At 49.7% G+C, this 23,345-nt stretch carries 23 protein-coding genes and 3 pseudogenes; 10 read left to right on the plus strand and 16 right to left on the minus strand.

What is annotated here, in order from left to right; all coding sequences use genetic code 11:
• Positions 1–16: 16 nt before the first annotated feature.
• Positions 17–862: a transporter substrate-binding domain-containing protein gene (locus HZU75_RS07900; RefSeq protein WP_180308579.1), complete on the minus strand. Its 846-nt coding sequence runs from the start codon at positions 860–862 to the stop codon at positions 17–19.
• 91 nt (positions 863–953) lie between these two features.
• A complete protein-coding gene (locus tag HZU75_RS07905; protein WP_180308580.1) occupies positions 954–1,460 on the minus strand; it encodes a nucleoside 2-deoxyribosyltransferase in 507 nt (168 codons plus the stop codon).
• Between the two features lie 499 nt (positions 1,461–1,959).
• On the opposite strand from HZU75_RS07905, the pseudogene HZU75_RS17400 reads away from it, so the two are divergent.
• The 4 genes and pseudogenes from HZU75_RS17400 to HZU75_RS07920 all read left to right on the plus strand — a co-directional run.
• A pseudogene (locus HZU75_RS17400) lies at positions 1,960–2,217 on the plus strand (methyl-accepting chemotaxis protein); the annotation flags it as partial.
• 66 nt (positions 2,218–2,283) lie between these two features.
• Complete coding sequence (locus HZU75_RS17405; protein WP_228028264.1) at positions 2,284–2,628, plus strand: CZB domain-containing protein; 345 nt, start codon at positions 2,284–2,286, stop codon at positions 2,626–2,628.
• A gap of 278 nt (positions 2,629–2,906) precedes the next feature.
• Positions 2,907–3,482: a PEP-CTERM sorting domain-containing protein gene (locus tag HZU75_RS07915; RefSeq protein WP_180308582.1), complete on the plus strand. Its 576-nt coding sequence runs from the start codon at positions 2,907–2,909 to the stop codon at positions 3,480–3,482.
• Between the two features lie 143 nt (positions 3,483–3,625).
• On the plus strand, positions 3,626–4,534 hold the full coding sequence (locus tag HZU75_RS07920) for an HD-GYP domain-containing protein (protein ID WP_180308583.1): 909 nt from the start codon (positions 3,626–3,628) through the stop codon (positions 4,532–4,534).
• Positions 4,535–4,634: 100 nt separating this feature from the next.
• Here HZU75_RS07920 and parE read toward each other — a convergent pair whose 3' ends face one another.
• From parE to yfcF, 8 genes are all read right to left on the minus strand, one after another.
• The gene (parE, locus tag HZU75_RS07925; protein ID WP_180308584.1) at positions 4,635–6,608 is read right to left on the minus strand and encodes a DNA topoisomerase IV subunit B; all 1,974 of its coding nucleotides are present in this window, start codon (positions 6,606–6,608) and stop codon (positions 4,635–4,637) included.
• 73 nt (positions 6,609–6,681) lie between these two features.
• Entirely contained in the window at positions 6,682–8,004 is a 1,323-nt protein-coding gene (locus HZU75_RS07930; protein WP_180308585.1) for a sensor histidine kinase, read from the minus strand.
• The gene (locus tag HZU75_RS07935; protein WP_180308586.1) at positions 8,001–8,681 is read right to left on the minus strand and encodes a response regulator transcription factor; all 681 of its coding nucleotides are present in this window, start codon (positions 8,679–8,681) and stop codon (positions 8,001–8,003) included. The genes HZU75_RS07930 and HZU75_RS07935 overlap by 4 nt, the downstream gene beginning before the upstream one ends.
• A gap of 22 nt (positions 8,682–8,703) precedes the next feature.
• Positions 8,704–9,078 (minus strand): hypothetical protein, encoded by a 375-nt coding sequence (locus tag HZU75_RS07940; protein ID WP_180308587.1) that lies wholly within the window; start codon positions 9,076–9,078, stop codon positions 8,704–8,706.
• Positions 9,079–9,159: 81 nt separating this feature from the next.
• Positions 9,160–9,750, minus strand: coding sequence for a hypothetical protein (locus tag HZU75_RS07945; protein WP_180308588.1), 591 nt, complete (start codon positions 9,748–9,750; stop codon positions 9,160–9,162).
• A 186-nt stretch (positions 9,751–9,936) separates the two neighbouring features.
• Entirely contained in the window at positions 9,937–10,419 is a 483-nt protein-coding gene (locus HZU75_RS07950; protein ID WP_180308589.1) for a DUF3291 domain-containing protein, read from the minus strand.
• Positions 10,416–11,093 carry a glutathione S-transferase family protein gene (locus HZU75_RS07955; protein WP_180308590.1) on the minus strand — a complete coding sequence of 226 codons (678 nt, stop codon included), beginning with the start codon at positions 11,091–11,093 and terminating at the stop codon, positions 10,416–10,418. The genes HZU75_RS07950 and HZU75_RS07955 overlap by 4 nt, the downstream gene beginning before the upstream one ends.
• Before the next feature lie 71 nt (positions 11,094–11,164).
• Positions 11,165–11,794 (minus strand): glutathione transferase, encoded by a 630-nt coding sequence (gene yfcF, locus HZU75_RS07960; protein WP_180308591.1) that lies wholly within the window; start codon positions 11,792–11,794, stop codon positions 11,165–11,167.
• Positions 11,795–11,896: 102 nt separating this feature from the next.
• Between yfcF and HZU75_RS07965 the strand changes: the two genes are divergently transcribed.
• The 3 genes from HZU75_RS07965 to HZU75_RS07975 all read left to right on the plus strand — a co-directional run bounded on the left by HZU75_RS07965 (position 11,897) and on the right by HZU75_RS07975 (position 15,936).
• A complete protein-coding gene (locus HZU75_RS07965) occupies positions 11,897–12,817 on the plus strand; it encodes a LysR substrate-binding domain-containing protein (protein ID WP_180308592.1) in 921 nt (306 codons plus the stop codon).
• Between the two features lie 147 nt (positions 12,818–12,964).
• The gene (locus HZU75_RS07970) at positions 12,965–13,888 is read left to right on the plus strand and encodes an EAL and HDOD domain-containing protein (protein ID WP_180308593.1); all 924 of its coding nucleotides are present in this window, start codon (positions 12,965–12,967) and stop codon (positions 13,886–13,888) included.
• Positions 13,885–15,936, plus strand: a complete 2,052-nt coding sequence (locus tag HZU75_RS07975) for a putative bifunctional diguanylate cyclase/phosphodiesterase (protein WP_180308594.1) — start codon at positions 13,885–13,887, stop codon at positions 15,934–15,936. Before HZU75_RS07970 ends, HZU75_RS07975 begins: the two co-directional genes overlap by 4 nt.
• Positions 15,937–15,948: 12 nt before the next feature.
• Here the strand turns inward: HZU75_RS07975 and HZU75_RS07980 are convergent.
• The 3 genes and pseudogenes from HZU75_RS07980 to HZU75_RS17410 all read right to left on the minus strand — a co-directional run.
• Positions 15,949–16,602: pseudogene (locus HZU75_RS07980) on the minus strand (ATP-binding protein); the annotation flags it as partial.
• 428 nt (positions 16,603–17,030) lie between these two features.
• A protein-coding gene (locus tag HZU75_RS07985; RefSeq protein ID WP_373279616.1) for an IS3 family transposase occupies positions 17,031–18,205 on the minus strand; the annotation gives its coding sequence in 2 pieces (ribosomal slippage) (positions 17,031–17,938 and positions 17,938–18,205; 1,176 coding nt in all).
• Between the two features lie 73 nt (positions 18,206–18,278).
• Positions 18,279–18,395: pseudogene (locus HZU75_RS17410) on the minus strand (magnesium chelatase domain-containing protein); the annotation flags it as partial.
• 68 nt (positions 18,396–18,463) lie between these two features.
• On the opposite strand from HZU75_RS17410, the gene HZU75_RS07990 reads away from it, so the two are divergent.
• From HZU75_RS07990 to HZU75_RS08000, 3 genes are read left to right on the plus strand one after another with little or no spacing between them, the layout of a single operon-like run.
• Positions 18,464–19,492: a sensor histidine kinase gene (locus HZU75_RS07990; RefSeq protein WP_180308596.1), complete on the plus strand. Its 1,029-nt coding sequence runs from the start codon at positions 18,464–18,466 to the stop codon at positions 19,490–19,492.
• Entirely contained in the window at positions 19,461–20,234 is a 774-nt protein-coding gene (locus HZU75_RS07995) for a LytR/AlgR family response regulator transcription factor (protein ID WP_180308597.1), read from the plus strand. The genes HZU75_RS07990 and HZU75_RS07995 overlap by 32 nt, the downstream gene beginning before the upstream one ends.
• The gene (locus tag HZU75_RS08000; RefSeq protein WP_228028239.1) at positions 20,224–20,634 is read left to right on the plus strand and encodes a DUF2721 domain-containing protein; all 411 of its coding nucleotides are present in this window, start codon (positions 20,224–20,226) and stop codon (positions 20,632–20,634) included. The genes HZU75_RS07995 and HZU75_RS08000 overlap by 11 nt, the downstream gene beginning before the upstream one ends.
• A gap of 92 nt (positions 20,635–20,726) precedes the next feature.
• Here HZU75_RS08000 and HZU75_RS08005 read toward each other — a convergent pair whose 3' ends face one another.
• The 3 genes from HZU75_RS08005 to HZU75_RS08015 form a co-directional block, all read right to left on the minus strand.
• On the minus strand, positions 20,727–21,098 hold the full coding sequence (locus HZU75_RS08005; RefSeq protein ID WP_180308598.1) for a diacylglycerol kinase: 372 nt from the start codon (positions 21,096–21,098) through the stop codon (positions 20,727–20,729).
• The gene (locus HZU75_RS08010; RefSeq protein WP_180308599.1) at positions 21,095–21,856 is read right to left on the minus strand and encodes a BPSS1780 family membrane protein; all 762 of its coding nucleotides are present in this window, start codon (positions 21,854–21,856) and stop codon (positions 21,095–21,097) included. The genes HZU75_RS08005 and HZU75_RS08010 overlap by 4 nt, the downstream gene beginning before the upstream one ends.
• A 180-nt stretch (positions 21,857–22,036) precedes the next feature.
• Positions 22,037–23,230 (minus strand): acetate/propionate family kinase, encoded by a 1,194-nt coding sequence (locus tag HZU75_RS08015; RefSeq protein WP_180308600.1) that lies wholly within the window; start codon positions 23,228–23,230, stop codon positions 22,037–22,039.
• Positions 23,231–23,345 lie beyond the last annotated feature (115 nt).

Consider the following 23,345-nt stretch of genomic DNA (forward strand, 5'->3'; position numbering starts at 1 on the left):
CTGGAGTGATCTGGCGTTATAAAACGCGCAAAGTGAAGTATTTATAACCTAGTTGCTGATGCTGCCCGCTTTCGATCAATTTGTGCAACGCGCTGTTAAATTGATTACGCAGCTCGATATCGTCTTTGCGTAGTGCAATGGCCTCGCCGCGACCTAACCATTTTGGCGAGTCGATGCGATTGCCGACCATTTCAAAACGATCCTGATTGCTGGCCGATTTTAAGAAATGCCCCAGTACCGCGCTGTCATCAAATACCAGTTTCACTTCGCCTTTTTCCAACGCGCTCATCATGGCATCGGCGCTGGCAAATCGCTTGATCGTTACCTTGCTTTGATCCATTTCATTGCTGAGGTAATCATCAAAGGTGGTTTTTGCCACTACACCGATGCTGGCCCCCCGAATGCGCTCGGCGGTAATCACTGGCCAGATGATTTTGGATTGCTTGCTGGCCACATAGGTGCCGGGGACGCGTGAATATACGTCAGTAAATTGCACCTGTTTTTCACGTTCGTCTGTGATCGACAATGAGGCGACGATTGCGTCAGCTTTGTTTTCGTTTAGTGATGGAATCAGCTGGTCGAATTCAAAGCGGGTAAATTCGCAGCGCACTTTCATTTCGGCGCACAAAGCATTGGCTAAATCGACATTAAAACCAACGAGCTGATTATTGGCATCTACGTATTCAAACGGTGGATATTTGCCTTCCAGTGCAATTCGCAGTGTTTTTTGCTCAGTCGCAGTCGAAGCAACTTGGGGTGTATTGCCTGAAGATGCTTGTTTAGATTGGGCTGTACCAAGATACTGCCAAGCAGTAGCTGCGCCGGCGGCAATCACGATGGCGCCAATAAGCATTTTTTTCATGGATTAGAAATGTAAGAATGACAGACAAGGCCGCCGATGCTACGCCACGCTATAAGTAATGCTATTAGGGTTTTCGCTAATCGCTAATAGATTAAGTTGTTGAATTATTAAGATAATTCGCTGCTGACTCGATGGCGCTGAGTACTTCTGTGTGGTAAATCACATGTGAGGCACTGTGCCACAACATCAAATTTAGTGGAGCATCGAAATCTTCGACGCTCCACCCTGCTAAATCGTGTCGCTGGCCTACCCGATCCAACATCGTGATATTCGCCGGAACATCAGGTAGCCACAGCAAAATGGGTTTTCCTAAGGCATGAGCAAATCCAATCTCAAATGCCGTGCCGCTATCGGGCTCGCTGATGCTACGAAATGCGCGAACATCGGCGAAAACTGCATCCGCTTGGCGAATGAGCGCACAATTTGCCGCAAAAATCCATGCTGCGGTTTTGGCTGGTGATAGATTCGCTGGCGCAGCCTGATCAAGCGGATACAAGCCGCGCAGCCCAAACTGCTGGCACGCTTGTTGTAGTTGTAGTCCCCAGTTGTGTGCATCTGGGCGAAATACACCCGGGCCAGCTAAGTAGATCGTCTGCATTTTGCACCTATTGTGGTTGAGTCAAAGCATATGTCACGTAGGTTGACTATACTGCTTGGATTATTACGTTGCGCAGGGGACTAAGATGTTTTTTGGTCAAAAGCAGTTAATTGCTAGTTTGTACGAAAAAATCGCCAATCTAGAGCAAGAAAACCAAAACCTCAAAAGGGAAAATGCCAAGCTGATTAAAGACCAAGATTTCATCAGCACACTGCAAAACCAAGATACCGGCGATAGTAAATTCCTTGCGTCGATTTTTGAATCCATGACCCAGTTTGGGGCCTCGCTGGAGGCCTCTTCGCAAACCTTGGGTATGGTCAGCGAAAAAATGAAAGAAGAGCGTCGCTGTGCGGCAGCTTTAAGCCGAGTATCGAGCGATAACAGCCAAACTATCAGCGCGATTGCAGAAAACCTGACCAATCTATCGAATACGGCCGCACTTTCCGTGACTGAAGTGGATAAACTCGATCAGCAATCAGATCAAATTAGCGGTATTGTGCAACTGATTAAAGAAATTGCAGATCAAACCAATTTATTGGCACTCAATGCGGCAATTGAAGCCGCCCGTGCGGGTGAGCAAGGGCGTGGTTTTGCTGTGGTGGCTGATGAAGTACGTAAATTGGCTGAGCGTACCGGCAATGCGACCAAAGACATCACGCAGTTAGTCGGTGAAATCAGACAAGAAACTCAGTCGGTTAAGCAAACCATGAATGCAATGGCCGAACAAACCGCGCAGTACAGCAGTATGGGCCGCGATGCGGCTGGCGACATGGAGTTGCTAATCACTGTTTCAGGCGAGATGGAAGAGCTGGTCGAGCAGAATATGCTGCATAGCTTTGTGGAAGTCAGCAAATTGGATCATTTGCTCTTCAAATTTAAAGTCTATGAAAGTGTTTCTGGTTCAAGTCATGGGCATAGCCACGTGGTGGGGGATCCGCATCAATGCCGCTTTGGGCGTTGGTATTACGATGGTGAAGGGCAGGCTCAGATGGGTAAACATCCAGCTTATCGTGAAATGGAAACACCTCATAATGAAATTCATCAGGCAGGTATGGCTGCAATCAACGCGGCTTCTGCTGGGCAAAAACCTCAGGTGCTCGATGCACTTAATCGCATGGAGCAAACCAGCATGAAAATGGTTGCTATTTTGGATCGTATAGCAAGCTAAGAGATACACCCAAGCTTAAAAGCCCGCATTATGCGGGCTTTTTTATTGCCTTAAGCCATGCCGCCGAGCGCAACCGGAGCAATATTGGTTTTTATTTATTAGATAGATAATACCAATTTACAGTGCGATATAGGCTGACATCACATCGCCAGTTACAAAAACTTACGCAAAATCGGTCGTTGATTGTACTTTCGATATATTGCTCCGTCATAGCTATTCCGGAAGAATAGGCTCACCCTTACAGGGTAATCAATCATAAATTAAGGGATAATTATTAGATGAAAGCATTAGCACTGAAGATTGCAACAGCCGCACTGGTATTATCTTCTGCCAGCGCACACGCAACATTTGTTGGTTTTGGCGATATGCTACCGAACAATCAAGTTGAAATTGGCGTTCATGGTTTTAGTTCTTTATCGGTCAATGGTGTAGCCCTTGCGTTGAATAACGATGGGGCGATTATTAATCTCGATGCGGCTAAATTTGCCGATGGTGTTCGTCACTCGTTTATCGGTACTTTTTTTGCTGGTGCCGCTTTGGATGGCAAAACGGCTAGTGCTTTGTATGGTGAAAAAGGTTCATCAAGTGGTTTCAGTTTCACGATTAAACAAGTGGGTAGCATAGCCACTATTACGGGCTTTTTCCAAGGCTTCGAGCAGGGCAAAACTTTTGCGGCTAATGGCACTGTAAATCCGCTCAATGATCAGTGGAATCCTGGTGGCTTCCCTACTCTTGGTTATGGCTTTGGTGCAGAAGCTGCTGTAGCTCCGGTGCCAGAACCTGAAACCTATGCCTTGATGGGCATGGGCTTGGTGGGTTTGCTCGCGACGCGTCGTCGTAAAGTTAACGCTTAATCATTCAAGCGCTCGACTCGAAAACAGCCACTCTGATGTGGCTGTTTTGCTTTGTGATGGTTTTTGCATCGCGAAATGCATGTGGTGGCTAATATGAAATGATATGCCCAGCGAATTAAATGCCTTGCAAAGGAAAGCTCATCATGTTTTTTAAAACTAGTGCCAATAGTGAATTAGCCAAACTAAAAACTCAGCTGAGTGGGCAGCAAAAGTCCCTTCTCGCGAGTTTATTAGCCTCGGCTTGGGTAGTTGAGGCGCGCGATCCTTATACCGGTGGGCATCTATGGCGTGTGGCGATGTATTCGGCCCGTTTAGCGACGGCACTAGGATTATCTCGTTTAGAGACTAATCGGATTGCTATGGCTGGGTTTTTGCATGACTTGGGCAAAATAGGTATTCCTGATGCTATTTTGCGCAAGCCGGAAAAACTTACCGATGATGAATATGCGGTGATTAAAACTCACCCGCGTATTGGTGAACGTTTGATCGCGCATCATCCTTTTGCTCCCTTGGTCATCAAAGCGATTGTGGGGCATCACGAAATGCCCAATGGCCGTGGCTATCCTGAAGGTTTACTGGGCGCAGAAATGAGTTTGGATGCTAAAATTGTCGCTATCAGTGATGCTTTTGATGCAATGACTAGCTCACGCCCCTACCGTAAAGGCATGCCGATTGCAAAAGCACTCAATATTATTGAATCTGAGTTAGGCCAACAGTTTGATCAGCAGTGTGGTGAAGTCTTTGTGCGACTTGGCCGAGCCGGTGAATTTGACCACATCGTCTCGCATTCGGATGACGGCATACCGCTGGGGCATTGCATGATGTGCGGCCCAACCTTGGTGCGTGTGCGTAATGCACAGGCTGGCGATACGCTGGCCTGCCCAAGTTGCTGTGGAGAATACCAATGGGCGGCCTCAGAAACCGGTGAGCTGACCGCTAAACCGACTGGACACAAAGCCAGCGCCGAAGCGCTGGCGCCCAAAGCGGATGAGTTGCTGATTGAGTCGTTGATTGGGCAGTGGGAAAACGTGTTGGAGTTGATTAATTCATGATGCCATACGCTAGTTAGCCTCAGTATCACCTGGACTACGGCTAGGTATTGCCATGCAGATTCGTTTATTCAAGATCCACATGGCAATACCAGGCAGGGTATTACAAATCGGCCTCTACCTCATTACCACGCGCTTCCAGCCATGCGCGGCGGCTGCTGGCTTCACCTTTGCCCATCAACATATTCATCAGATCGCGCGTATTGGCGCTGACGTCCTGCGGGATAGAGACGCGCATGACGCGGCGAGTGTCGGGGTTCATCGTGGTGTCGAACAATTGCTCGGCATTCATCTCGCCCAGACCTTTGAAGCGCGAAATGCTCCACGCGCCTTCGCGGATTTTTTCTCCGCGCAGTTTATCCAAAATCGCCGTCAATTCGCCTTCATCGAGCGCATAGAATTTACGTGGTGGCTTGGCTTTGCCACTGCCCGCCACGTCTACGCGGTATAGCGGTGGCTGCGCGACATAGATGTGGCCATTCATGATCAGCTGCGGGAAATGGCGGTAGAACAGCGTAAGCAGCAGTACCTGAATGTGCGAGCCGTCCACGTCCGCATCGGACATGATGATGACTTTGCCGTAGCGCAGACCGGATAAATCAACAGTGCTATCGAGCGTGTGCGGGTCAACGCCGATGGCGACCGCCATATCGTGGACTTCGTTATTGGCGAAAATCTGGTCTTTATCGACTTCCCACGTGTTCAGTACCTTACCGCGCAGCGGCAAAATGGCCTGGAAATCTTTATCCCGACCGAGCTTGGCCGAGCCACCCGCCGAATCACCCTCGACGAGGAATAATTCGCAGCGCTCGGTTTCATCCGATGCGCAATCGGTCAGCTTGCCCGGCAGCACCGCCACCCCTGAGGATTTTTTCTTTTCGACTTTCTGCGCATTTTTCTGCCGCGATTGCGCGGCGCGAATCGCCAGCTCGGCGAGCTTTTTGCCCAGATCGACGTGCTCGTTCAGCCACAGCTCGAATGGCGCACGCACCATCGCTGAGACGAGTTTCAAGCCATCGCGGCTGGTCAGTTTATCTTTGGTTTGACCTTGAAATTGCGGATCGAGCACTTTGGCCGACAGCACGAATGAGCAGCGGCTGAATAAATCCTCGGGCAGAAGCTTGACGCCTTTCGGCAGCAAATTGTGGAAATCGATAAAAGTTTTCACCACCTGAAATACGCCATCGCGCAGGCCGCTTTCGTGCGTACCGCCAGCGGGCGTCGGGATCAGATTGACGTACGATTCACGATTGATCGTGCCGTCTTCAGTCCACGTTAACGCCCAAGCGCAGCCTTCGCCGCGGCTAAAGGTGTCATCTTCGCCCTCGATGTATTTCTCGCCTTGCAAAATCGGTACGATTTGCGTGAAACCAGTGACTTGTTCGTTCAGATAGCCTTGCAGTCCATCGGGGTAGCACCAGCGTTTTTCGAGTAATTCGCCACTGGCTTGCTCGACATTCAGAATGACAACAAGGCCGGGCAACAACACCGCTTTGGATTTCAGTAGATGTTCTAGCTCGGCTTGCGGAATGGTTGGGCTATCAAAATATTGCGCATCAGGCTGCACGAAAACGCGCGTACCCGTGTCTTTTTTTGTCGTCGTGCCCAGCACAGACAGTGGCTCGATCACATCGCCGCCGGAGAACACCAATTTGTTAATCTGGCCTTCACGACGCACTTCAACTTCGAGGCGGGTCGATAGCGCATTCGTGACCGATACGCCAACGCCGTGCAAACCGCCCGAAAACGCGTACGCGCCGCCGTCTTTTTTGTCGAATTTACCGCCAGCATGAAGCTGGGTGAAAACGACTTGCACCGTTGGCACGCCCTCTTCCGGATGCAAACCGACCGGAATGCCGCGACCATTGTCGATGACGCGCATCGATTGGTTACGATACAGCGTGACCTCAATCTGCGTCGCGTAGCCACCGAGCGCCTCGTCGGCAGCATTGTCGATGACCTCTTGGCAGATGTGCAGTGGATTGTCGGTACGGGTGTACATACCCGGACGGTGGCGGACAGGGTCTAGGCCTTTGAGGACCTTGACCGAGGATTCGTCGTATTTAGGAGCAGCCATTGTTTCACGTGAAACCAGATGATGAATTGCGGCTAAGTCTAGCAGAGAACCGCAGCTTCGTTAAAATTGGCGTTCAGGGCAGCACAATGCTGACCAAAAGGCCGGGGTGTTGCTGGCTTAAATTTAATTGGCCACCATGTAATTCGGCAATGGCTTTGACTAAGGCGAGCCCTAGCCCGTGGCCACTGCTATTGCGGCTAGCTTCTGCCTTATAAAATGGCTCAATCAGCCGCTTTAATTCGCTATCGGCAACGCCGGGGCCGTAGTCGCGCACACTAATGGCCTGTTCACTCAATTCAATATCAATATTACTCGCTGCATAGCGGAGTGCATTTTCAATCAAATTGCACAGAGCAGTGAAAATCAGCTCGCGATCGACCGATTTGATTATGTCTTGACCAAGTACCCGAATTTGCAAATTGGCATCTTCGAGCATCGGTTGATACAGCTCTGCAACATCCTCTGCAATGTTCTTGAGTGATTGTGCTGAGTGATCAAGTATTTGGGCGCCAGACTCCAGCCGCCCCAAACGTAATACAGCTGAAAATAGAGCTTGAATTTGTTCCAGCTGTTCAAGTGCCGCGTGTTTCACTGGTGCATCTGGGCCGGAGTCGGACAGCTCTTGCAATTTACCGCGCAAGATAGATAGCGGTTGGCGCAAATCATGAGCAATCGCCGACGAAGTTTGCCGTGCGTAGGATAACAATTTATTTTGTTGATCCAGCAAGGCATTGAGCTCGGTGATCACCCCGTCGATTTCATCTTGGCTGCCCGCCAAGGGGATGCGGGAGTCTTGATGGCCAATCCGAATATGGTGGGCAGTTTGACTGATGGTATTGAGCCGTCGCTGGATTAGTCGGGAGAAAATCAATCCCGCTACGATGGCCGCTGCAAACATCGCTGCACATAGAGCCAAATAGTTTTGAATTAGATGTTGCCCAACTTGCTCGTAAATAGCTCGTCGACCAACCAGCAAACGATTATCGCCAAACAGTAAAAATACTTCGGCTGCGATGGTTTCTCCGGTTGCCGGGTCGGCAAATAGCACTGAGGTTTCGTCTTTGACCGGAACATTGTGAGGCCACTGCTTGAGGTTGCCAGCTAGAAACCGCCCTTGATGATCTGTGAGTAAATATACGCGCTGGGTTTCTTGTCGATTGCCGCGTCGGGCAATGGCAGACTGGAGCGCCGAAATGCCATCTTCACGGTAAATTAGCTCCAAGATCACCACTTCTTCACGCAGAGCAGTATAAAACTCACCAATTAAAGCCTGCTGTGTTTCACGAAAAGCCAAGGCACCAAAAATGGTGACCACAATGCACATGAGTACGGGGAGCGCGATTGCCCAGCGGGTAAATGGGCTGCGCAGGGTGCGAATAATCCCGCGTAGTGTCATTGCTCAGCCATGCGATAGCCAGCACCACGCACGGTATGCAGCAAGGGCTTGAGACCTTCGGTATCTATTTTTGCGCGTAGTTTGCTGATGTGGACATCAATGACATTGGTATTGGGGTCAAAATGGTAATTCCAGACCCCTTCTAGCAGCATGGTGCGCGTTACAACTTGCCCAGCATGACGCATCAAATATTCCAATAACTGATATTCACGTGGTTGTAGATCAATTAATTTGCCCCCTCGGTGAACGGTTCGGGCGAGGCGATCTAGCTCCAGATCAGCGACTTGCAAATTGGATTGGTTGGTGCTTTGGCTGGTTTGAATCCGGCGGGTGATGACTTCAATCCGGGCCAGCAATTCGGCACTGTGAAACGGCTTCGCCAGATAGTCATCGGCACCCGCACGCAGGCCCTCTACTCGCTCATCAGGTTCGCCCAGTGACGAAAGTAGCAATACTGGGGTATGAATGTCGGAAGCACGCAAGGTACGTAAAATTGTTAGCCCATCAACCAACGGCAGCATGCGATCGAGTACGAGCGCGTCGTACTGCTCTGTGGTCGCCATAAATAAGCCGGTGCGTCCTTCCGCGGCATGATCAACAGTGTGTCCACCTTCTTGCAGCGCTTTTTGGGTGTAGTGCGCCTGCTGCAGTTGATCTTCAACCAGTAAAATTCGCATAGGGCCTCGCTTGGAAATGAGCTTATGGCTTATTGTTGCCTTTCGGGCTATTAACATCAACTGTTAATACTTTGAGCGTCGGTAAACTGTGATTTGCACTGCCTGGTTGCGGCTCGATCCGCATCAATCGGCAGCTATCGCTCGCGTTAGCCACAATGCTCTGCTGACGTTTGAAGTGCCCTTTGCGGGTCACCAAGGTGAGATTGCCCGTCGGCCAGGCTGGACAGTTGGGGCTCACTGTCAGGCGCCATACTTCTTCTTTACCCATCCACAGATCAATCTGCTGGGTATTGATGGCGCGCCAATACATGTGTTCGGATTGTCGTAATTGATCGCGTTCGCTGGTGGGAGACGGTATGGTCGCCACTGCTAGGAAAAGTGCTGCAGAGATGAGCATTGTGAACTCCGATCAAAAAAATGCCCTGCCGATTGCTCAGCAAGGCATTTCAACACACCCTGAGAAGGAGACGGGTACCGATTATTTTGCAGCGTGGTGATGTTTGTGGTGTTTTTTAGCTTGAGCTTTTTGTGCTGCTGAAGCTTTAGAAGCGTGTGATGCTTTTTTAGCTTGAGCTTTTTGCGCTGCTGAAGCTTTTGAAGCGTGTGATGCTTTTTTAGCTTGAGCTTTTTGTGCTGCTGAAGCTTTTGAAGCGTGCGATGCTTTTTTAGCTTGAGCTTTTTGCGCTGCTGAAGCTTTTGAAGCGTGTGATGCTTTTTTAGCTTGAGCTTTTTGCGCTGCTGAAGCTTTTGAAGCGTGTGATGCTTTTTTAGCTTGAGCTTTTTGTGCTGCTGAGGCTTTTGAAGCGTGTGATGCTTTTTTGGCTTGAGCTTTTTGTGCTGCTGAAGCTTTAGAAGCGTGTGATGCTTTTTTAGCTTGGGCTTTTTGTGCGGTTGAAGCTTTAGATGCTACGTGTGATGCTTTTTTAGCCTGAGCTTTTTGTGCAGTTGAGGCTTTAGAAGCGTGAGTAGCTTTGTGGTGTTTTGCTGGTGCAGAAGCAGTGCTAGCAAAAGCGGCGGTGCCGAAGCCAGTCAATGCCAATGCTAAAACGATGTGTTTTACGAATTTCATGTTAAACGACTCCAGTTATTTGTCCATGTGCCTTCAGCGGTTTGCTGATGAGGTGAATGCAGTATGCCGGAGCTTATATTGCAGAATGCTGAAGGCCAGATTAACCATTATTAATCTGGCATGATAAGAAGCGGGTTTGTTTGATCGGGTGGGTATCATTGCTCAAGCTAGGAAAATAGCTATCCGCTAGGTAATACCCACTGGCTCTATGTGTGTTTGCCGCTTCGGGGCGCTAAATGGCTGGGCAAAAGTAAAGGCTAGCGGTGTGCTGCCATTAAGCCGCAGTATCTCCAGTGCGGCTTGGCCTTCGCTGAGTGCGGGAATATGCCCTGCTCGAATCCACCACAATACCTGTGTTGGCCCTTCGTGTTTGCTAAACCAGGCTTTGCGTTGTTTGAGTAATGCCAAATGTTCCCCGGTATAGACGTAACGACGCAAGGCCGCCAACGATGTCCACACCGACATATTGGCAATTAACAGTGGATCGCTGTCATAAGCAATATCGGTCGCATTGCCGCTTTCGCTTTGCAGACGCCAAACAAAGCCAGGGCTTTGCTCGGCTAGCAAATTAATAGCATCCAGTTGCCCAGTGAAACCCGCCATTATAGGATCGTCCAGTGGTGCGACTGCCCGAGCAATATTCAGTTGTGCCAGCTGCCATTGGCTCATTCTCGCGCCCCGCCAAATTGCTCGATCAATGCATCGTGGGGCAAATAAGCACCTTCTTGCAACGCCGCTTGCTCCCATTCCTGCATGCCGGGGTGTGCGAGCATCGTGTCAACATAATACTGAATATCCGCGGGTAACTGGACACCATAGCAGTACAAACGCCAGATTACCGGGGCATACATGGCATCGGCGATCGAGAATTCACCAAATAAATAATCCCCCGCAACCTGATTGTGGGAGGCTATTTCGCGCGCATTGCGCCAGATGACAAAAATCCGGTTTAAATCAGCAGCGACTTCCGGGGTATTTTCTTTACCTTTAGCGCGTAAGCGGACATTCATGGGGAGTTGACTACGCAACGCTGTAAACCCTGAATGCATTTCCGCGCAAATACTGCGTGCGCGTGCACGCGCTTGACGATTTGCTGGCCACATTTGGGGGTATTGCTCTGCAAGGTAATCACAAATTGCCAAAGTATCCCATACCCTAAAGTCACCATCGTGCAAACAAGGTACTAGGCCATTATCGGAATACACCCGATGCGTTGCATTAACCCCTTTGCCATCGACAGGCACCACCGTTTGCGCGAACGGGATATTGAAGTGTTTGAGCAAAAGCCAAGGCCGTAGCGACCAAGATGAGTAGTTTTGATAGCCAATAAATAGTTGATACATGATTGTTCCTTTGCAAGCTAAAGACTGGTGATATGTGTTGGCATCAATTCATGTCTGAAAAATTTGAGCCTTTAGTTTTTATCTTGTAGTTGCAGCCATTGAACGATGGCAGGATGTTGCCATTGTTGCTCGGCATAGCGAACGAGTTTGGCGGGGACTGCATCACCATTGTTGATCAGGCGTTTGAGCATCAAAGCCAGATCAACATCTGCGATGCACCAATCGCCAAATAGCGGGCCACCCTCGTCGGTGATTAATTGTTCTGCTGCGGCAAACAGCTTTTTGGCGGCCTGCTGTGCTGACTCACTCAATGGCTGATTGCTAGGTTTAATAAACACTACTTCGGTTGAGCGTTCGTTGCGGATAGGTAGCAGATCGCTGCGTAACCAGGCTTGGATCTGCCGAGCGCGGGCTTTTTGCTGGACATTGTTTGGATATAGCGATGTTCCTTCCCAGTTTTCATCCAGATATTCGGTAATCGCAGACGATTCACTCAAGCAAAAATCGCCGTGCTTAAGCAGTGGTACGCGTGCCGATAGCGATTCAAATGCAAATTGGGCTGCATGTTGAGCGCCAACTTCCAAATCGACAGGGTGGAGGCTAAAGGGCAATTGCTTGACAGTGAGCCCAACAAAGGCTGACATGGCATATGGGCTAATGTAGTTGCTATCAACAAAAAGCTGTAAGTGTTCAGTTTTCATTTTTATATCCTATGTCATTTGCATTCACTATATCGAATATTTAAGCTATCTTTACTGACGTTTTTTATCTAAAAATGTGAATTTATTTCACATAAGGCGGTTATGAATCCCTTACCACCCTTACCCGCATTACGTGCTTTTGAGGCGGTTAGCCGCCTTGGTAGCGTGGTGAAAGCGGCAGATGCCTTGTCGGTAACGCACAGTGCGATCAGTCACCAACTACATGCCTTGGAAGAATATTTGGGGCTGCCCTTGTTCGAGCGCAGCGGGCGTAAATTGGTGCTCACGGAAGATGGCCGCCATTACGCGTTGGAAATTCGCATGGCGCTTAATGATATGGCCGAAGCAACGCGTATGGTGCGGGCGCGTCCTAAGCCCAATGAAATCAAGCTAACTACGATGCCTTCGTTCGGCCTTGGTTGGCTGATTGCTCGTTTGCCTGAATTTCAGGCGCAATTTCCGCAATATCGCATCGATCTTCGCGCGAGCCTCGCATTTGATGACCTTAATCTGGGGCAACTGGATTTGGCCATTCGGATGGGCGCAGGTGATTGGGAAGGGCTTAAAACCGAACATTTGCTGGATGATTATTTAGTCGTGGTTGCTGCCCCGCAACTGGACAATTTGCCGCAAACTGCCGCCGAGGTGAAACAAGCACGAATTATCGGTACCTTGGAAAAATGGAGTAGCTGGAGCAAAGCCGCTGAACTAGGGGATTGGACGCCCAATTTTGCCTTGTTTTGCAATGATAATAACCTTGCGTTGCAAGCTGTGCGATTGGGGCAAGGCGTGACGCTAACCCGACTATCGATTGTGCTGAATCTATTGCTGGCGGGGGAGTTGCGGCTGGTCGGTGGCGTGATTACACCGCATCCCAATCGTTATTGGCTGGTTTGGCCGCCCCGCTTGGATGGGAGTGTGAAATTGCACCATTTTATGGGCTGGTTAAAACAGGCTGCTGAGCGTAGCCAGCAGCAAATGCAGGCATATATAGCAGGGGTATTGGCTGAAAACAATCATTAATTAATGATTTCCGATGCATACCCGTTAATGTATCTGGTGCAGTGTGTTGCAGCAAGTTTGCCATTCAGATGTGATTTGCCGCTTTAAGCCTTGCTGCCAGCTGTAGCAAGGTCTAATTTAAGAGCAGCCCTTTTCGAGCACGCTGGCATGCAATTACTTCAACTCTCCCCGTTGTGGAACCAAGATCATCACTGGAAAGCGACGCTGGCGCGTGGCTCGATCAGCCAGCTGCAATATCTGCATGATTTATTGCATGAACAAACTACCGCCACCCCATGGCCGCAGTTGATCGATGCCCAATTAGCGCGGCCAGCATGGCCGTTACTCTCCCCCGTTGCAGACAATGAATTAGTACTAGAGATCAATCGCCAAGAGGATTGGTTGCGCGTGCCTCCGCATGCCTATGCCTGCGGAGGCTGGTTTGCGCAGGGCGGAGTGGCACAATCAGCACCAGCCAAGCCGGAGCTATTGGAGCTCATTGCATTGGTGGCGGCTGATGCTGAAACACATGTGCTGGAACGAGTCTTTAGTCGGGCACCGGATTTAACTTTTCGCTTATTACGCTTGGTTAATTCGGTGGGGATGCGTTCACGAGTGGAGATTGGCAGTATTCGCCACGCCATCACCGTGTTGGGGCGGGCTCAACTTCAGCGATGGGTGCAGTTACTGATGTATGCCGAACAATTTGGCGATTCGGCCAGCATGGCGCCACTGTTGCTAGCGGCCTTGTTTCGAGCGCGACGCCTAGAGTCGTGGGCGGAGCACGGTTGGTTAAATGCCTCGCCAGAATCGGCCTTTCTGCTGGGTATGTTGTCCCTACTTGATCGATTGTTCCAAAAACCCTTGCCCGAACTGATCGCAAGCTTGCCATTAAATGAAAAAATGAGTACGGCCTTGTTGCACAACGAGGGGGTATTGGGCGAGGCACTAATGCAGACAGTGTTTATGGAGACATACTGCGATGACACCCGCTGGAGTGTGCGGCCACTGCATGCCGAAGCAATTTGGGTGAAATCAGAGCTTGAGGTACATCGTTGGGTTGTTTCTCTGGCGGAGAGTTTTCATCAATGAGCCAGAACGAGCTCGAGCCGGCCATCCGGATTCTGGGCGATATCAATGCATCGTTAATTGCACTCGATCTAGAGGGCTATATCACAGGCTGGAATGGCGGCGCAGAACGCTTATTTGGCTATCCTAGTGAAGAAGTATTGGGGCGACATGTCCTGATGCTCTACGCAGATGAAACAGATAACGATATTGAATTATTCAACCGCGTTTTAACGCAAGGGCAAACCACGCTGGAAGTGAAGCGGCGCCACAAAGATGGGCGTGATTTTTGGGTGCAAATTCATCTGAATCTGGTGCGGGATGAAGCAGGAAAACCGCTGCGCATGATCGGGTTTTTGCATGATATAAGCAGCCAGATCGCCGATCAGGTGCGTTCGCGCTTGCTGGCTTCGGTCTTTCGCCATACACCCGATGCCATTGTGATTACCGATGAATCCCGTCATTTAATCGAATGTAATCCCGCGTATTTGCGGCTAATTGGCGATAAATTACCCAAAATAATCGGCAAAGTACCCTATTTTCTGGAGCAGGAAGTGGGTAAAAAAACGGCCACCGCCCAGAGCATTGATGCGCATCTTGCCAGTACTGGGCATTGGGAGGGCGAACTGTGGTCGCGCCGTGCGAATGGCGAGGCTTTCCCTGCGTGGTTAACGCTCAGTGCTGTGCATGGTCGACAAAATAAGCTGCAGCATTATTTTGCCGTGATGGCCGATTTGAGCGAACGTAAAGCGGCCGAAGAACAGATTTTCCGCTTGGCCTATTTCGATACACTAACCAAGTTGCCAAATCGCAGTCATTTATTTTCTTTGCTCGAACAAGCGCTGAGCGAAGCTCGTCGCCAGCAACGTAGTGGTGCATTGCTGTGCTTTAACATTGCAGGCTTCAAGGCCATGAATGATTCATTCACCCACCGTGGTGGTGATCAGATTTTGGTGGTGGTGGCTGAACGCATTCGGAGCTGCCTGCGGGATGAGGATGTTTTGTCACGGTTTGGGGGGGATGAGTTCTGCATCGGTTTATTTGATATTCGCCAGCGCGAAGATGCCGCGATTGTGGCCGAGCGAATTTTAGCCACGGTGGCTGAGCCCTATTACGTACAGCAGGAAGAAATTGTAATCAAAGCCCACATTGGCATGAGTGTGTTTCCCGATGATGGGCGCGATGCCGATAAGCTCATTAATTTAGCCGCCGTCGCCATGCATCGAGCGAAACAAGGCCGACAGGCGATGCTGTTTTACTCCAGTGATATGAATCAGCGTTCTCTGGCGCGCATCAAGCTCACCACAGATTTACATCATGCCCTAGCACGGGACGAATTTGAGCTGCATTATCAGCCACAAGTGAATGCACAAACAGGCCAAATTTGTGGCGCGGAGGCGTTGATTCGCTGGCGGCATCCGCAACGCGGTTTAGTCCCTCCTGGTGAGTTTATTCCATTCGCTGAAGAGTCCGGCTTGATCGTGCAAATAGGGATATGGGTGTTTAATGCCGCGTGCCAACAGATGGCTCAGTGGCGACATCAGGGTTTGGGTTTGGAGCGCTTGGCCATTAATTTATCGCCGCGCCAGTTTGGTCGTCATCTCGTCGATGAATTGCTAGCGGTCGTCAACCAGCACCAGCTGCCGGCATCCTGCATTGAGTTAGAAATCACTGAAACACTGCTAATGAAAGCCGACGAGGATGTGACTGCAACGCTCAATGCCTTGCATCAGGCCGGGTTTAGTTTGGCGCTCGACGATTTTGGTACTGGCTATTCCAATCTGGGTTATTTGCACGCGTTTCCGCTCGATTATTTAAAAATTGACCAAAGCTTTGTGCGGGGCTTGCCGGATAATCACAGCAATGCAGCGATTGTGCGCGCCATTATTGGGATTGCCCTTAATCTGGAGCTGCAATTGATTGCTGAAGGGGTAGAAAACGAGGCGGAAGCACAATTTCTAGCTAGTTTGGATTGTCACCAGTTGCAAGGCTATTATCTGGCTAAACCAATGCCAGCTGCAGATTTTGTCAATTTATTACAGCCATCAGAGCGATCGTTGCTGGGCTACTAAAACTACTAAAAATTATTCAATCCCGCGCCGATACTGTATAGCTTCAGAAATATGGCGACTTTCGATCTGATCACTACCAGCTAGATCCGCGACGGTACGTGCTAGGCGTAGCACTCGATGATAGGCCCGCGCCGACCATGCGAGTTTATTGACCGCCTTCTGTAGCAATGCCAGCCCTGCAGGATCTGGCTGACAATGCTCATCAATTGCAGAGCTAGGTAGCGCGGCATTATGGCGTGCTTGGCGCTGTATTTGCTTTTGTCGTGCAAGAAACACCCGTTGCCGCACAGGCAGGCTGGGCTCGCCCGGCTCGCGGCTCAGTAACACCTCATCACTGAGCGCCCCCACTTCAACCACCATATCGATGCGATCAAGTAATGGGCCAGAAATTCGCCCCCGATAGCGGGCAACTTGCTCCGGCGTGCAGCGACAGGCCTTTTTAGGGTGACCCAGATAGCCACACGGGCAAGGGTTCATGGCTGCTACTAACTGAAATTGTGCTGGAAACTCGGCCTGCTGTGCTGCTCGGGAAATATGGATCTTGCCGTTTTCTAAGGGTTCACGCAGCACTTCAAGCACTTTGCGATCAAACTCTGGAAGCTCATCGAGAAACAAAATTCCATGATGAGCCAGCGATATTTCACCGGGCTGCGGAATACTTCCGCCTGTAAAAACGGAGTTTATCTGCAAATAGACCTATTTAACGAATGTTTTTTGCAAATAAGAATCTCTACTACCTATGTAAAGAGTGCAGATGGTTATCAGTATTTGTTGATTGAGCTTTCATTTTTAACAAGTGCTTAATTTGCTTCCATCACAAAATCATAAAAAGTATTGACTTCCTTTTTCATGCTTTTGTCCTAATATAAATTCAAGTAAAGCAAGCTATATGAAAGTGTGTGACGGGGTAAAATGGATAAGGAGATCAAAGTGAAGTTAAAAATTTCGTGTGTGAATTTAGTCTTCTGTTTTGTAAACATAGGGGTACTAGCAGCGCCGACAACATTTCCATCTTCATATGACCAAATACCTGCTAAATGGAAAGGTCCGGTTTTTCAATTAAGCCAGGATTATCCAAAGTCACTTTGTAGTGGTCAACTAATTTTGGCCACATTGTTATAGCCAAGCCAATAACTGCGCTCAGCCTCGTTGGGCGGCAAACCACCGTTATGGTGGTGTGGCCTCAGCTGGCTGTAGTAGCCCAGCATGTAGTCCAATATTTCCCGCTCAGCTTGCACAAATGAGCTGTAGCCGACCTCTGGTACCCATTCCGTTTTTAAGCTTCGGAAGAAGCGTTCCATTGGGCTGTTATCCCAGCAGTTGCCGCGTCGGCTCATGCTTTGCTGAATCTGGCATCGCCATAATAATTGCCTGAACTTGATGCTGGTGTAATGGCTACCTTGGTCAGAATGGAACATGAGCCCTTTAGGCCGGCCTCGGGATTCAAACGCATGGCTGAGCGCTTTGCAGGTTAAATCGCTATCTGGCGAGAGCGACATCGCCCAGCCGATGGGTTTTCTGGCGAACAAATCCATCACCACCGCCAGATACGCCCACCGATTACCAAGCCAGATATAGGTCACATCGCCGCACCACACTTGGTTGGGTTCGACCACGGCAAACTGTCGTGCCAACACATTGGGCACTTCAATGTGCTCGCCCCCCGTCTTTTTGTACGCATGACTAGGCTGCTGGCAACTGCTAAACCCAAGCTGCTTCATGCACTTGGCCGCCAGATAACGACTCATCTGGACACCTTGTGCACTGGCCATAGTCGCAATGCTGCGCGAGCCCGCTGAGCCATTGCTGGCGTTAAACAACTCACGTACTTTGCTTAAGCGCTGTACCTGCTCTGGCCTAATTGGCTTAGTGTGCTTCCAGGCTTTAAAGCTGCTGCGATGGACTTCAAACGTACGACACAACTGTGCCACAGCGTAGCTCTGCTTGAGCTGAGCAATTATCGTGAATTGTTCAGCGAGTCCGACATCAAGAGAGCGGTAGCCTTTTTTAATATTTCTTTCTCAAGCTCGACCTGCTTGAGGCGCTTTTCTAATTCACGGATTCTGAGTTGGTCTGGCGTCATTGGCATCGCCTTGGGCATCACACCGGCGCGCTCTTCGCGCAATTGTCGTACCCATTTATCCATGGTCGATTTACCGACGTTCATTGCCTGAGCGGCTTGTCGAACGGAATAGCCTTTCTCGAGCACAAGCTGCGCGCATTCGAGGCGAAATTCAGGCGTGAATGTGGGTCTGGTTTTGTTGTTCATTGAGTCACCTAATTGCTTACGAGGTGCAGCATAGCACCTCTAATCAGGTGGCCAAATTCAGTGTGCCACTACAATCCGCCAAGCCTACTAAATTAAACGCAGGGAGCCCATTGGCGAGATGTACCTCCACACTGACCAATTGAGCCTGCATACCGTCTAAAGCACGCGAATACAAAACCGCCAATGACATGTTTGACCTTAGCAAGTGCTATGCTGATTTTTCAGTTTATGCAGGTTTGTGAAGGATGCTCGAAAAAGATGGAACAAAATACGCCACTTATGCCTGATTTTCGCAACTTTGGGGTGATTTTTCGCGCTTTGATACTGGTACATCTGGGTATGCTGCTGTACGTGGTGGCTGCCATTCGCGACTGGTCGGAGTGGAGTGGCCGCCTTACCGATGCTGCATTCTGGGTCGAGCCGATTTTGATGGGGGCAATGGCATGCCTGGCCGTGTTTGCTCCACAACTGCGCAGCTGGCCCTTTAACCGCAGTGTGGCTATGGTTTATGCCATTGTGCTGTTGTGGACTGTGCTGGTCTTTCGCGGGTTTTCCAGTTTGTTGTTTATTGATTTGCAACCTCATCTTGGACAAATGCTGGTGCTGGTTTTGATGGGAACCACCTTCATGTTGTGGCACTACCAGCTATGGCTCAAAACCCTGTCGCCTCGGCTTGCTGAGGCGCGTTTAGTTGCACTGCAAGCGCGGATTCGGCCGCATTTTTTCTTTAATAGTTTGAATGCGGTGCTATCTTTAATCCGTAGTCAGCCAAAACTTGCTGAACATCTGTTGCAAAATCTGTCTGAATTATTCCGGGTCGCCATGGGGACGCAGTCTTCTTTATCGACCTTGCAACGGGAAGTGGAGCTTGCGCGTGGCTATCTGGAGATTGAGAAGGTAAGGCTGGGTGAGCGGCTACATGTTGAGTGGCATATCGAAAAAATGCCGGCAAAGGCATCGATTCCACCGTTGATTTTACAGCCACTTTTAGAAAATGCCGTCTACCATGGTATTGAGCCAAGTATTGAAACGGGCACGATCCATATCAATATCTTCCAGTCGCGCAATGAGGTGCATATCGATATCCGCAATCCGATTATCGACACTGCAGTACAGAGAATCGGCAATGGTATGGCCCAAGATAATGTGCGAGAAAGATTGCTGCTGTATTTTGATGCAGAGGCAAATTTAAGCATTCAGCGTGGAAACGACTATTATCAAATACATATCGTGCTGCCTTATCGGGAGCTAAAGAATGAACAAACCGTTGCGCCTATTTTTAGTTGATGATGAATTGCCGGCTTTAATGCGGCTACAGGACTTACTTAGCGATTGCGCGCAAGAGTGTCCCCACGTCGTGGTTGGTACGGCCACCAATGGGATGACGGCACTACCACAGATCACTGAGCACGAAATTGATGTGGTGATTTTAGATATCCAAATGCCGCAAATGAGCGGCATTGAAGTGGCGCGCAAATTGCTCAATTTATCCAAGCCGCCGGCGGTGATTTTTGCCACTGCGTTTGAGGATTATGGTGTCGCTGCTTTTGATGTGCGGGCAGTGGATTATCTGCTTAAACCGATTCGTGTCGAGCGACTGCAGGCTGCATTAAAGCGTGTGCTTGAATTGCGCCATGGAAGCAATGAAGTTGCAGCAGAAACGGCTGCCAATGATGGTGCGCGCAGCCACTTTAGTGTTTCCGAGCGTGGTCGAGTGCATTTGATCCCCGTTTCTGAGGCTCGTTTTTTGAAAGCGGAGCAGAAATACATCACGCTGCGCACGCATGATCGTGAATATTTACTTGAAGATTCGCTCACCAAACTTGAAGATGAATTTGGATCAAAGTTTGTGCGAATACACCGAAATTGTTTGGTGTCCCGCGATAGTATTGCAGGATTCGAGCGCGCGACGATTAATGGTGGCGATGGGCATTGGGTGGTCGTTTTACGCGATGTACCTGAGCGTTTACCAGTTAGCCGTCGGCAGCAGCATGTGATTAAAGAATTCAAGAAAGGCCATGATGGATAACTTCAGCATTAACACTCCCTCATTGCTGTTTCCAGCGATTTCGCTTCTGATGTTGGCGTACACCAATCGCTTCTTGGCTATTTCAGGCATTATTCGCCAGCTATATGAGCACCACCGAGCCAACCCCCACGAAAATATCCTGCGTCAGCTAAACAACCTGAAAATGCGTGTTTGGCTGATTCGTTATATGCAGGCATTTGGAATCAGTAGCCTGCTGCTGTGCATTGTATCGATGGTTTTGATTTCGGTGTCTCATGCCGACTGGGCGCAGATCTTATTTATTGGTAGCTTGATTCTGATGGTGGGCTCGCTGGTGCTGTGTTTGCTCGAAGTGATGGTGTCAGATGCCGCCTTGAAGATTTTGTTGGCTGATATCGAGGATGACATTCGCCGCCATTAACTATAATGGCCATACCCTGCATGGTATTGCTAGGTAAGTAGCAAATAAAAAAGGCCACAGGGCGATACCTGTGGCCTTTGGCTTTTATGGGTTTACGCTAGTAAAACTAATACCCACATGGCGGTGAGGTTAATTAGGCCAATCAATTGTGCCGCGCTGCCCAGATCCTTTGCCCGTTTCGCTAGATGGTGTTTTTCCAGCGAGGTGTGATCCACTGCAGCCTCTACTGCGGAGTTGAGTAATTCAACGATCACACAGGCCAGATGGCTGCCAATTAGCAAGGCTTTACCCCAAATGGGGACGGGTAAGAAAAGGGCAATTGGGATACCCGCTACGGCCAATAGCAGCACCTGACGAAATGCCGCTTCATTTTGCCAGCCGGCAATCAAGCCATCAATTGAATAGCCCAAAGCATTAAATACACGCTTAATTCCTGTTTTGCCTTTGAATGGGCTTTCGGTCACAGCGGCTCTCCTGTTGAGTTTGGGTTAGAAAATACATCGACATAGCAGACATAGCTAGTAATCAGTGCCACTGGTAGCCCGATTATCAGCCCTAGAAAGAATGGCAGCATCAACAGCATCAGTAATAAGGCACCCAGTAGTGACATCATCAAAATGGGTGACCAATTGCGCCAAAATGCCAGGCAAGACATTTTCATCGCTTCGGTTGCACTCATTTCAGCCAGTACCACTAGTGCCGGAGCATAGAAATACGCGCTATACACCAGCATAAAACACAGCAGAATCACTACGCCTAAAGGCCACAGCTGACTCACTTGGTCGAATGAAGTAATCTGTTCGGGCAAGGCTTGAATCAAACCTAGCCACTCTAGTGCACCAACGATGCCTGAAAACACAAACAACAACGCCATAGTGCCCAGCATGTAATACGCACCAACCTTAATTAAATCAATGGTGCGAAACTTAAAGCACACAAATAGATCGGTGATTTTGGGCTTATCGCCCAAGGCTGTATTGTGCGCGGCGACAGTGAGGCCGCCTAACAGAATGGGGCCGATTAAGGTGCTAATAAAACCGCCCAAAATGGGGATGAAGCTCAGACCTAACATCAACACAACAAAAAGGCCGGTTAGGCCGACCCACGCAGTTGGTGCGCGGCGGAATAAAGCAAATGCCTGCACAATCCAATCCCAGCCACGAGTAGTTGGTAGGCTGCGTGGCTCGATGGCTAAATCGACAATAACATCCTGTTCTTGCATGGTGTACCTAGGGTAATGGCAAATTGCCCTAATGCTAGCAGCTCGCTTTAGGCTTGCGGATATTTTTCATTGCCAGTATTAAGCCTGCATGAAGAAAGTCTGCTCGCCGAGTGTTAATGGCAATAAAAAAACCGCTGCCGATCATTGATCGCACAGCGGTTAGGGATACTCGCGTGGGTTTTAGATGGTTGCCAGTGCTTGACGGGCAATCATCAATTCTTCATTAGTTGGAATCACATACACAGCCACTTTGCTGTCAGCGAGGCTGATGCGACGTGGTTCGCCAGAACGTACGGCATTGGCAGCTTCGTCGATCTCTACGCCTAACCAGCGCAGTTGATGACATACCAGCGCGCGCGTCAATGCATCGTTTTCGCCAATCCCTGCGGTGAATACCAGGCAATCAAGGCCACCAATTGCCGCAGCCAGAGAAGCGGTTTCACGCACAATACGGCGGGCAAAATAATCAATCGCAAATTTGGCCAACGGCTCATCCGAAGCCTGCAAGGCGCGCATATCGCTAGAAATGCCACCAGACAGGCCGAGTAAACCTGATTCTTTGTACAGCAGCGTTTCGATCTGTTTGGCATCCATTTTCAGATGGTTCATCAGGTGCAGCAAGACGCCGCCATCGATGCTGCCACAGCGAGTTCCCATTGGCAGACCTTCCAGCGCCGTAAAGCCCATGGTGGTGGCCTGACATTCGCAGCCCAGCAATGCCGACATTGATGAGCCATTGCCCAAGTGAGCGACTACTGTGCGGCCTTCGGCGGCACGGGTATCGATTTGAGGGAGTACGCTCGCGATGTATTCGTAAGACAAGCCATGGAAGCCATAGCGGCGAATGCCTTCTTTTTGCGCAAATTCATACGGCAGCGCAAAAAGCTGGTTCAGCTCGGGCTGAGTGGTATGAAACGCCGTGTCAAAGCAGGTGACTTGTGCGGCATTGGGCAGAATGTCTTGCAAGATCTTGATCGGCGCAATGTTGTGCGGCTCGTGCAATGGTGCCAATGGGATGAGCGCTTCTAGGCCGGCGATCAGCGCTGGAGTCACCAGTTCAGGTTTAGAATATTGCGTGCCGCCGTGCACTACACGATGGCCAACGACTTTAATCTCACGGCCACCCAAACGTTGCTCAAGCCAAGCTAGCATGTGACGCAACGCGTGATCGTGGTTTTTAGGCACATCAGCAGGCAGAACTTCATCGGCTACTTTTTGGTCTGCAGCGTCTTTTGCCGTGAATTTAGGCTCCACGTAAAGGCCTTCCATTTGCCCCTTGAAGAGCACTTGCGGATCTGCTGCGCCAGCGGTTTCAAATAAAGAAAACTTGATGCTAGAAGAACCTGCATTAATGACTAAGACCAGATCGCTCATGGATAACTCCTAAATTCATGGGAAATCGCAGCAGAACAGTGAACCGCCTTGCCTGCTGCGCTTTATTTAATTGATACTATTAGACTGCGAATGCAGCATAGTCTAGTTTGCGTTG

It is taken from the genome of Chitinibacter fontanus, assembly GCF_013423785.1.
GTDB lineage: Bacteria > Pseudomonadota > Gammaproteobacteria > Burkholderiales > Chitinibacteraceae > Chitinibacter > Chitinibacter fontanus.

Excerpts from the sequence above, each read along its gene's own strand:
- HZU75_RS07900 (WP_180308579.1), bottom strand. The coding sequence starts at position 862 with ATGAAAAAAATGCTTATTGGCGCCATCGTGATTGCCGCCGGCGCAGCT.
- HZU75_RS07905 (WP_180308580.1), bottom strand. The coding sequence starts at position 1,460 with ATGCAGACGATCTACTTAGCTGGCCCGGGTGTATTTCGCCCAGATGCA.
- HZU75_RS17405 (WP_228028264.1), top strand. The coding sequence starts at position 2,284 with ATGCTGCATAGCTTTGTGGAAGTCAGCAAATTGGATCATTTGCTCTTC.
- HZU75_RS07915 (WP_180308582.1), top strand. The coding sequence starts at position 2,907 with ATGAAAGCATTAGCACTGAAGATTGCAACAGCCGCACTGGTATTATCT.
- HZU75_RS07920 (WP_180308583.1), top strand. The coding sequence starts at position 3,626 with ATGTTTTTTAAAACTAGTGCCAATAGTGAATTAGCCAAACTAAAAACT.
- parE (WP_180308584.1), bottom strand. The coding sequence starts at position 6,608 with ATGGCTGCTCCTAAATACGACGAATCCTCGGTCAAGGTCCTCAAAGGC.
- HZU75_RS07930 (WP_180308585.1), bottom strand. The coding sequence starts at position 8,004 with ATGACACTACGCGGGATTATTCGCACCCTGCGCAGCCCATTTACCCGC.
- HZU75_RS07935 (WP_180308586.1), bottom strand. The coding sequence starts at position 8,681 with ATGCGAATTTTACTGGTTGAAGATCAACTGCAGCAGGCGCACTACACC.
- HZU75_RS07940 (WP_180308587.1), bottom strand. The coding sequence starts at position 9,078 with ATGCTCATCTCTGCAGCACTTTTCCTAGCAGTGGCGACCATACCGTCT.
- HZU75_RS07945 (WP_180308588.1), bottom strand. The coding sequence starts at position 9,750 with ATGAAATTCGTAAAACACATCGTTTTAGCATTGGCATTGACTGGCTTC.
- HZU75_RS07950 (WP_180308589.1), bottom strand. The coding sequence starts at position 10,419 with ATGAGCCAATGGCAGCTGGCACAACTGAATATTGCTCGGGCAGTCGCA.
- HZU75_RS07955 (WP_180308590.1), bottom strand. The coding sequence starts at position 11,093 with ATGTATCAACTATTTATTGGCTATCAAAACTACTCATCTTGGTCGCTA.
- yfcF (WP_180308591.1), bottom strand. The coding sequence starts at position 11,794 with ATGAAAACTGAACACTTACAGCTTTTTGTTGATAGCAACTACATTAGC.
- HZU75_RS07965 (WP_180308592.1), top strand. The coding sequence starts at position 11,897 with ATGAATCCCTTACCACCCTTACCCGCATTACGTGCTTTTGAGGCGGTT.
- HZU75_RS07970 (WP_180308593.1), top strand. The coding sequence starts at position 12,965 with ATGCAATTACTTCAACTCTCCCCGTTGTGGAACCAAGATCATCACTGG.
- HZU75_RS07975 (WP_180308594.1), top strand. The coding sequence starts at position 13,885 with ATGAGCCAGAACGAGCTCGAGCCGGCCATCCGGATTCTGGGCGATATC.
- HZU75_RS07990 (WP_180308596.1), top strand. The coding sequence starts at position 18,464 with ATGGAACAAAATACGCCACTTATGCCTGATTTTCGCAACTTTGGGGTG.
- HZU75_RS07995 (WP_180308597.1), top strand. The coding sequence starts at position 19,461 with ATGAACAAACCGTTGCGCCTATTTTTAGTTGATGATGAATTGCCGGCT.
- HZU75_RS08000 (WP_228028239.1), top strand. The coding sequence starts at position 20,224 with ATGATGGATAACTTCAGCATTAACACTCCCTCATTGCTGTTTCCAGCG.
- HZU75_RS08010 (WP_180308599.1), bottom strand. The coding sequence starts at position 21,856 with ATGCAAGAACAGGATGTTATTGTCGATTTAGCCATCGAGCCACGCAGC.
- HZU75_RS08015 (WP_180308600.1), bottom strand. The coding sequence starts at position 23,230 with ATGAGCGATCTGGTCTTAGTCATTAATGCAGGTTCTTCTAGCATCAAG.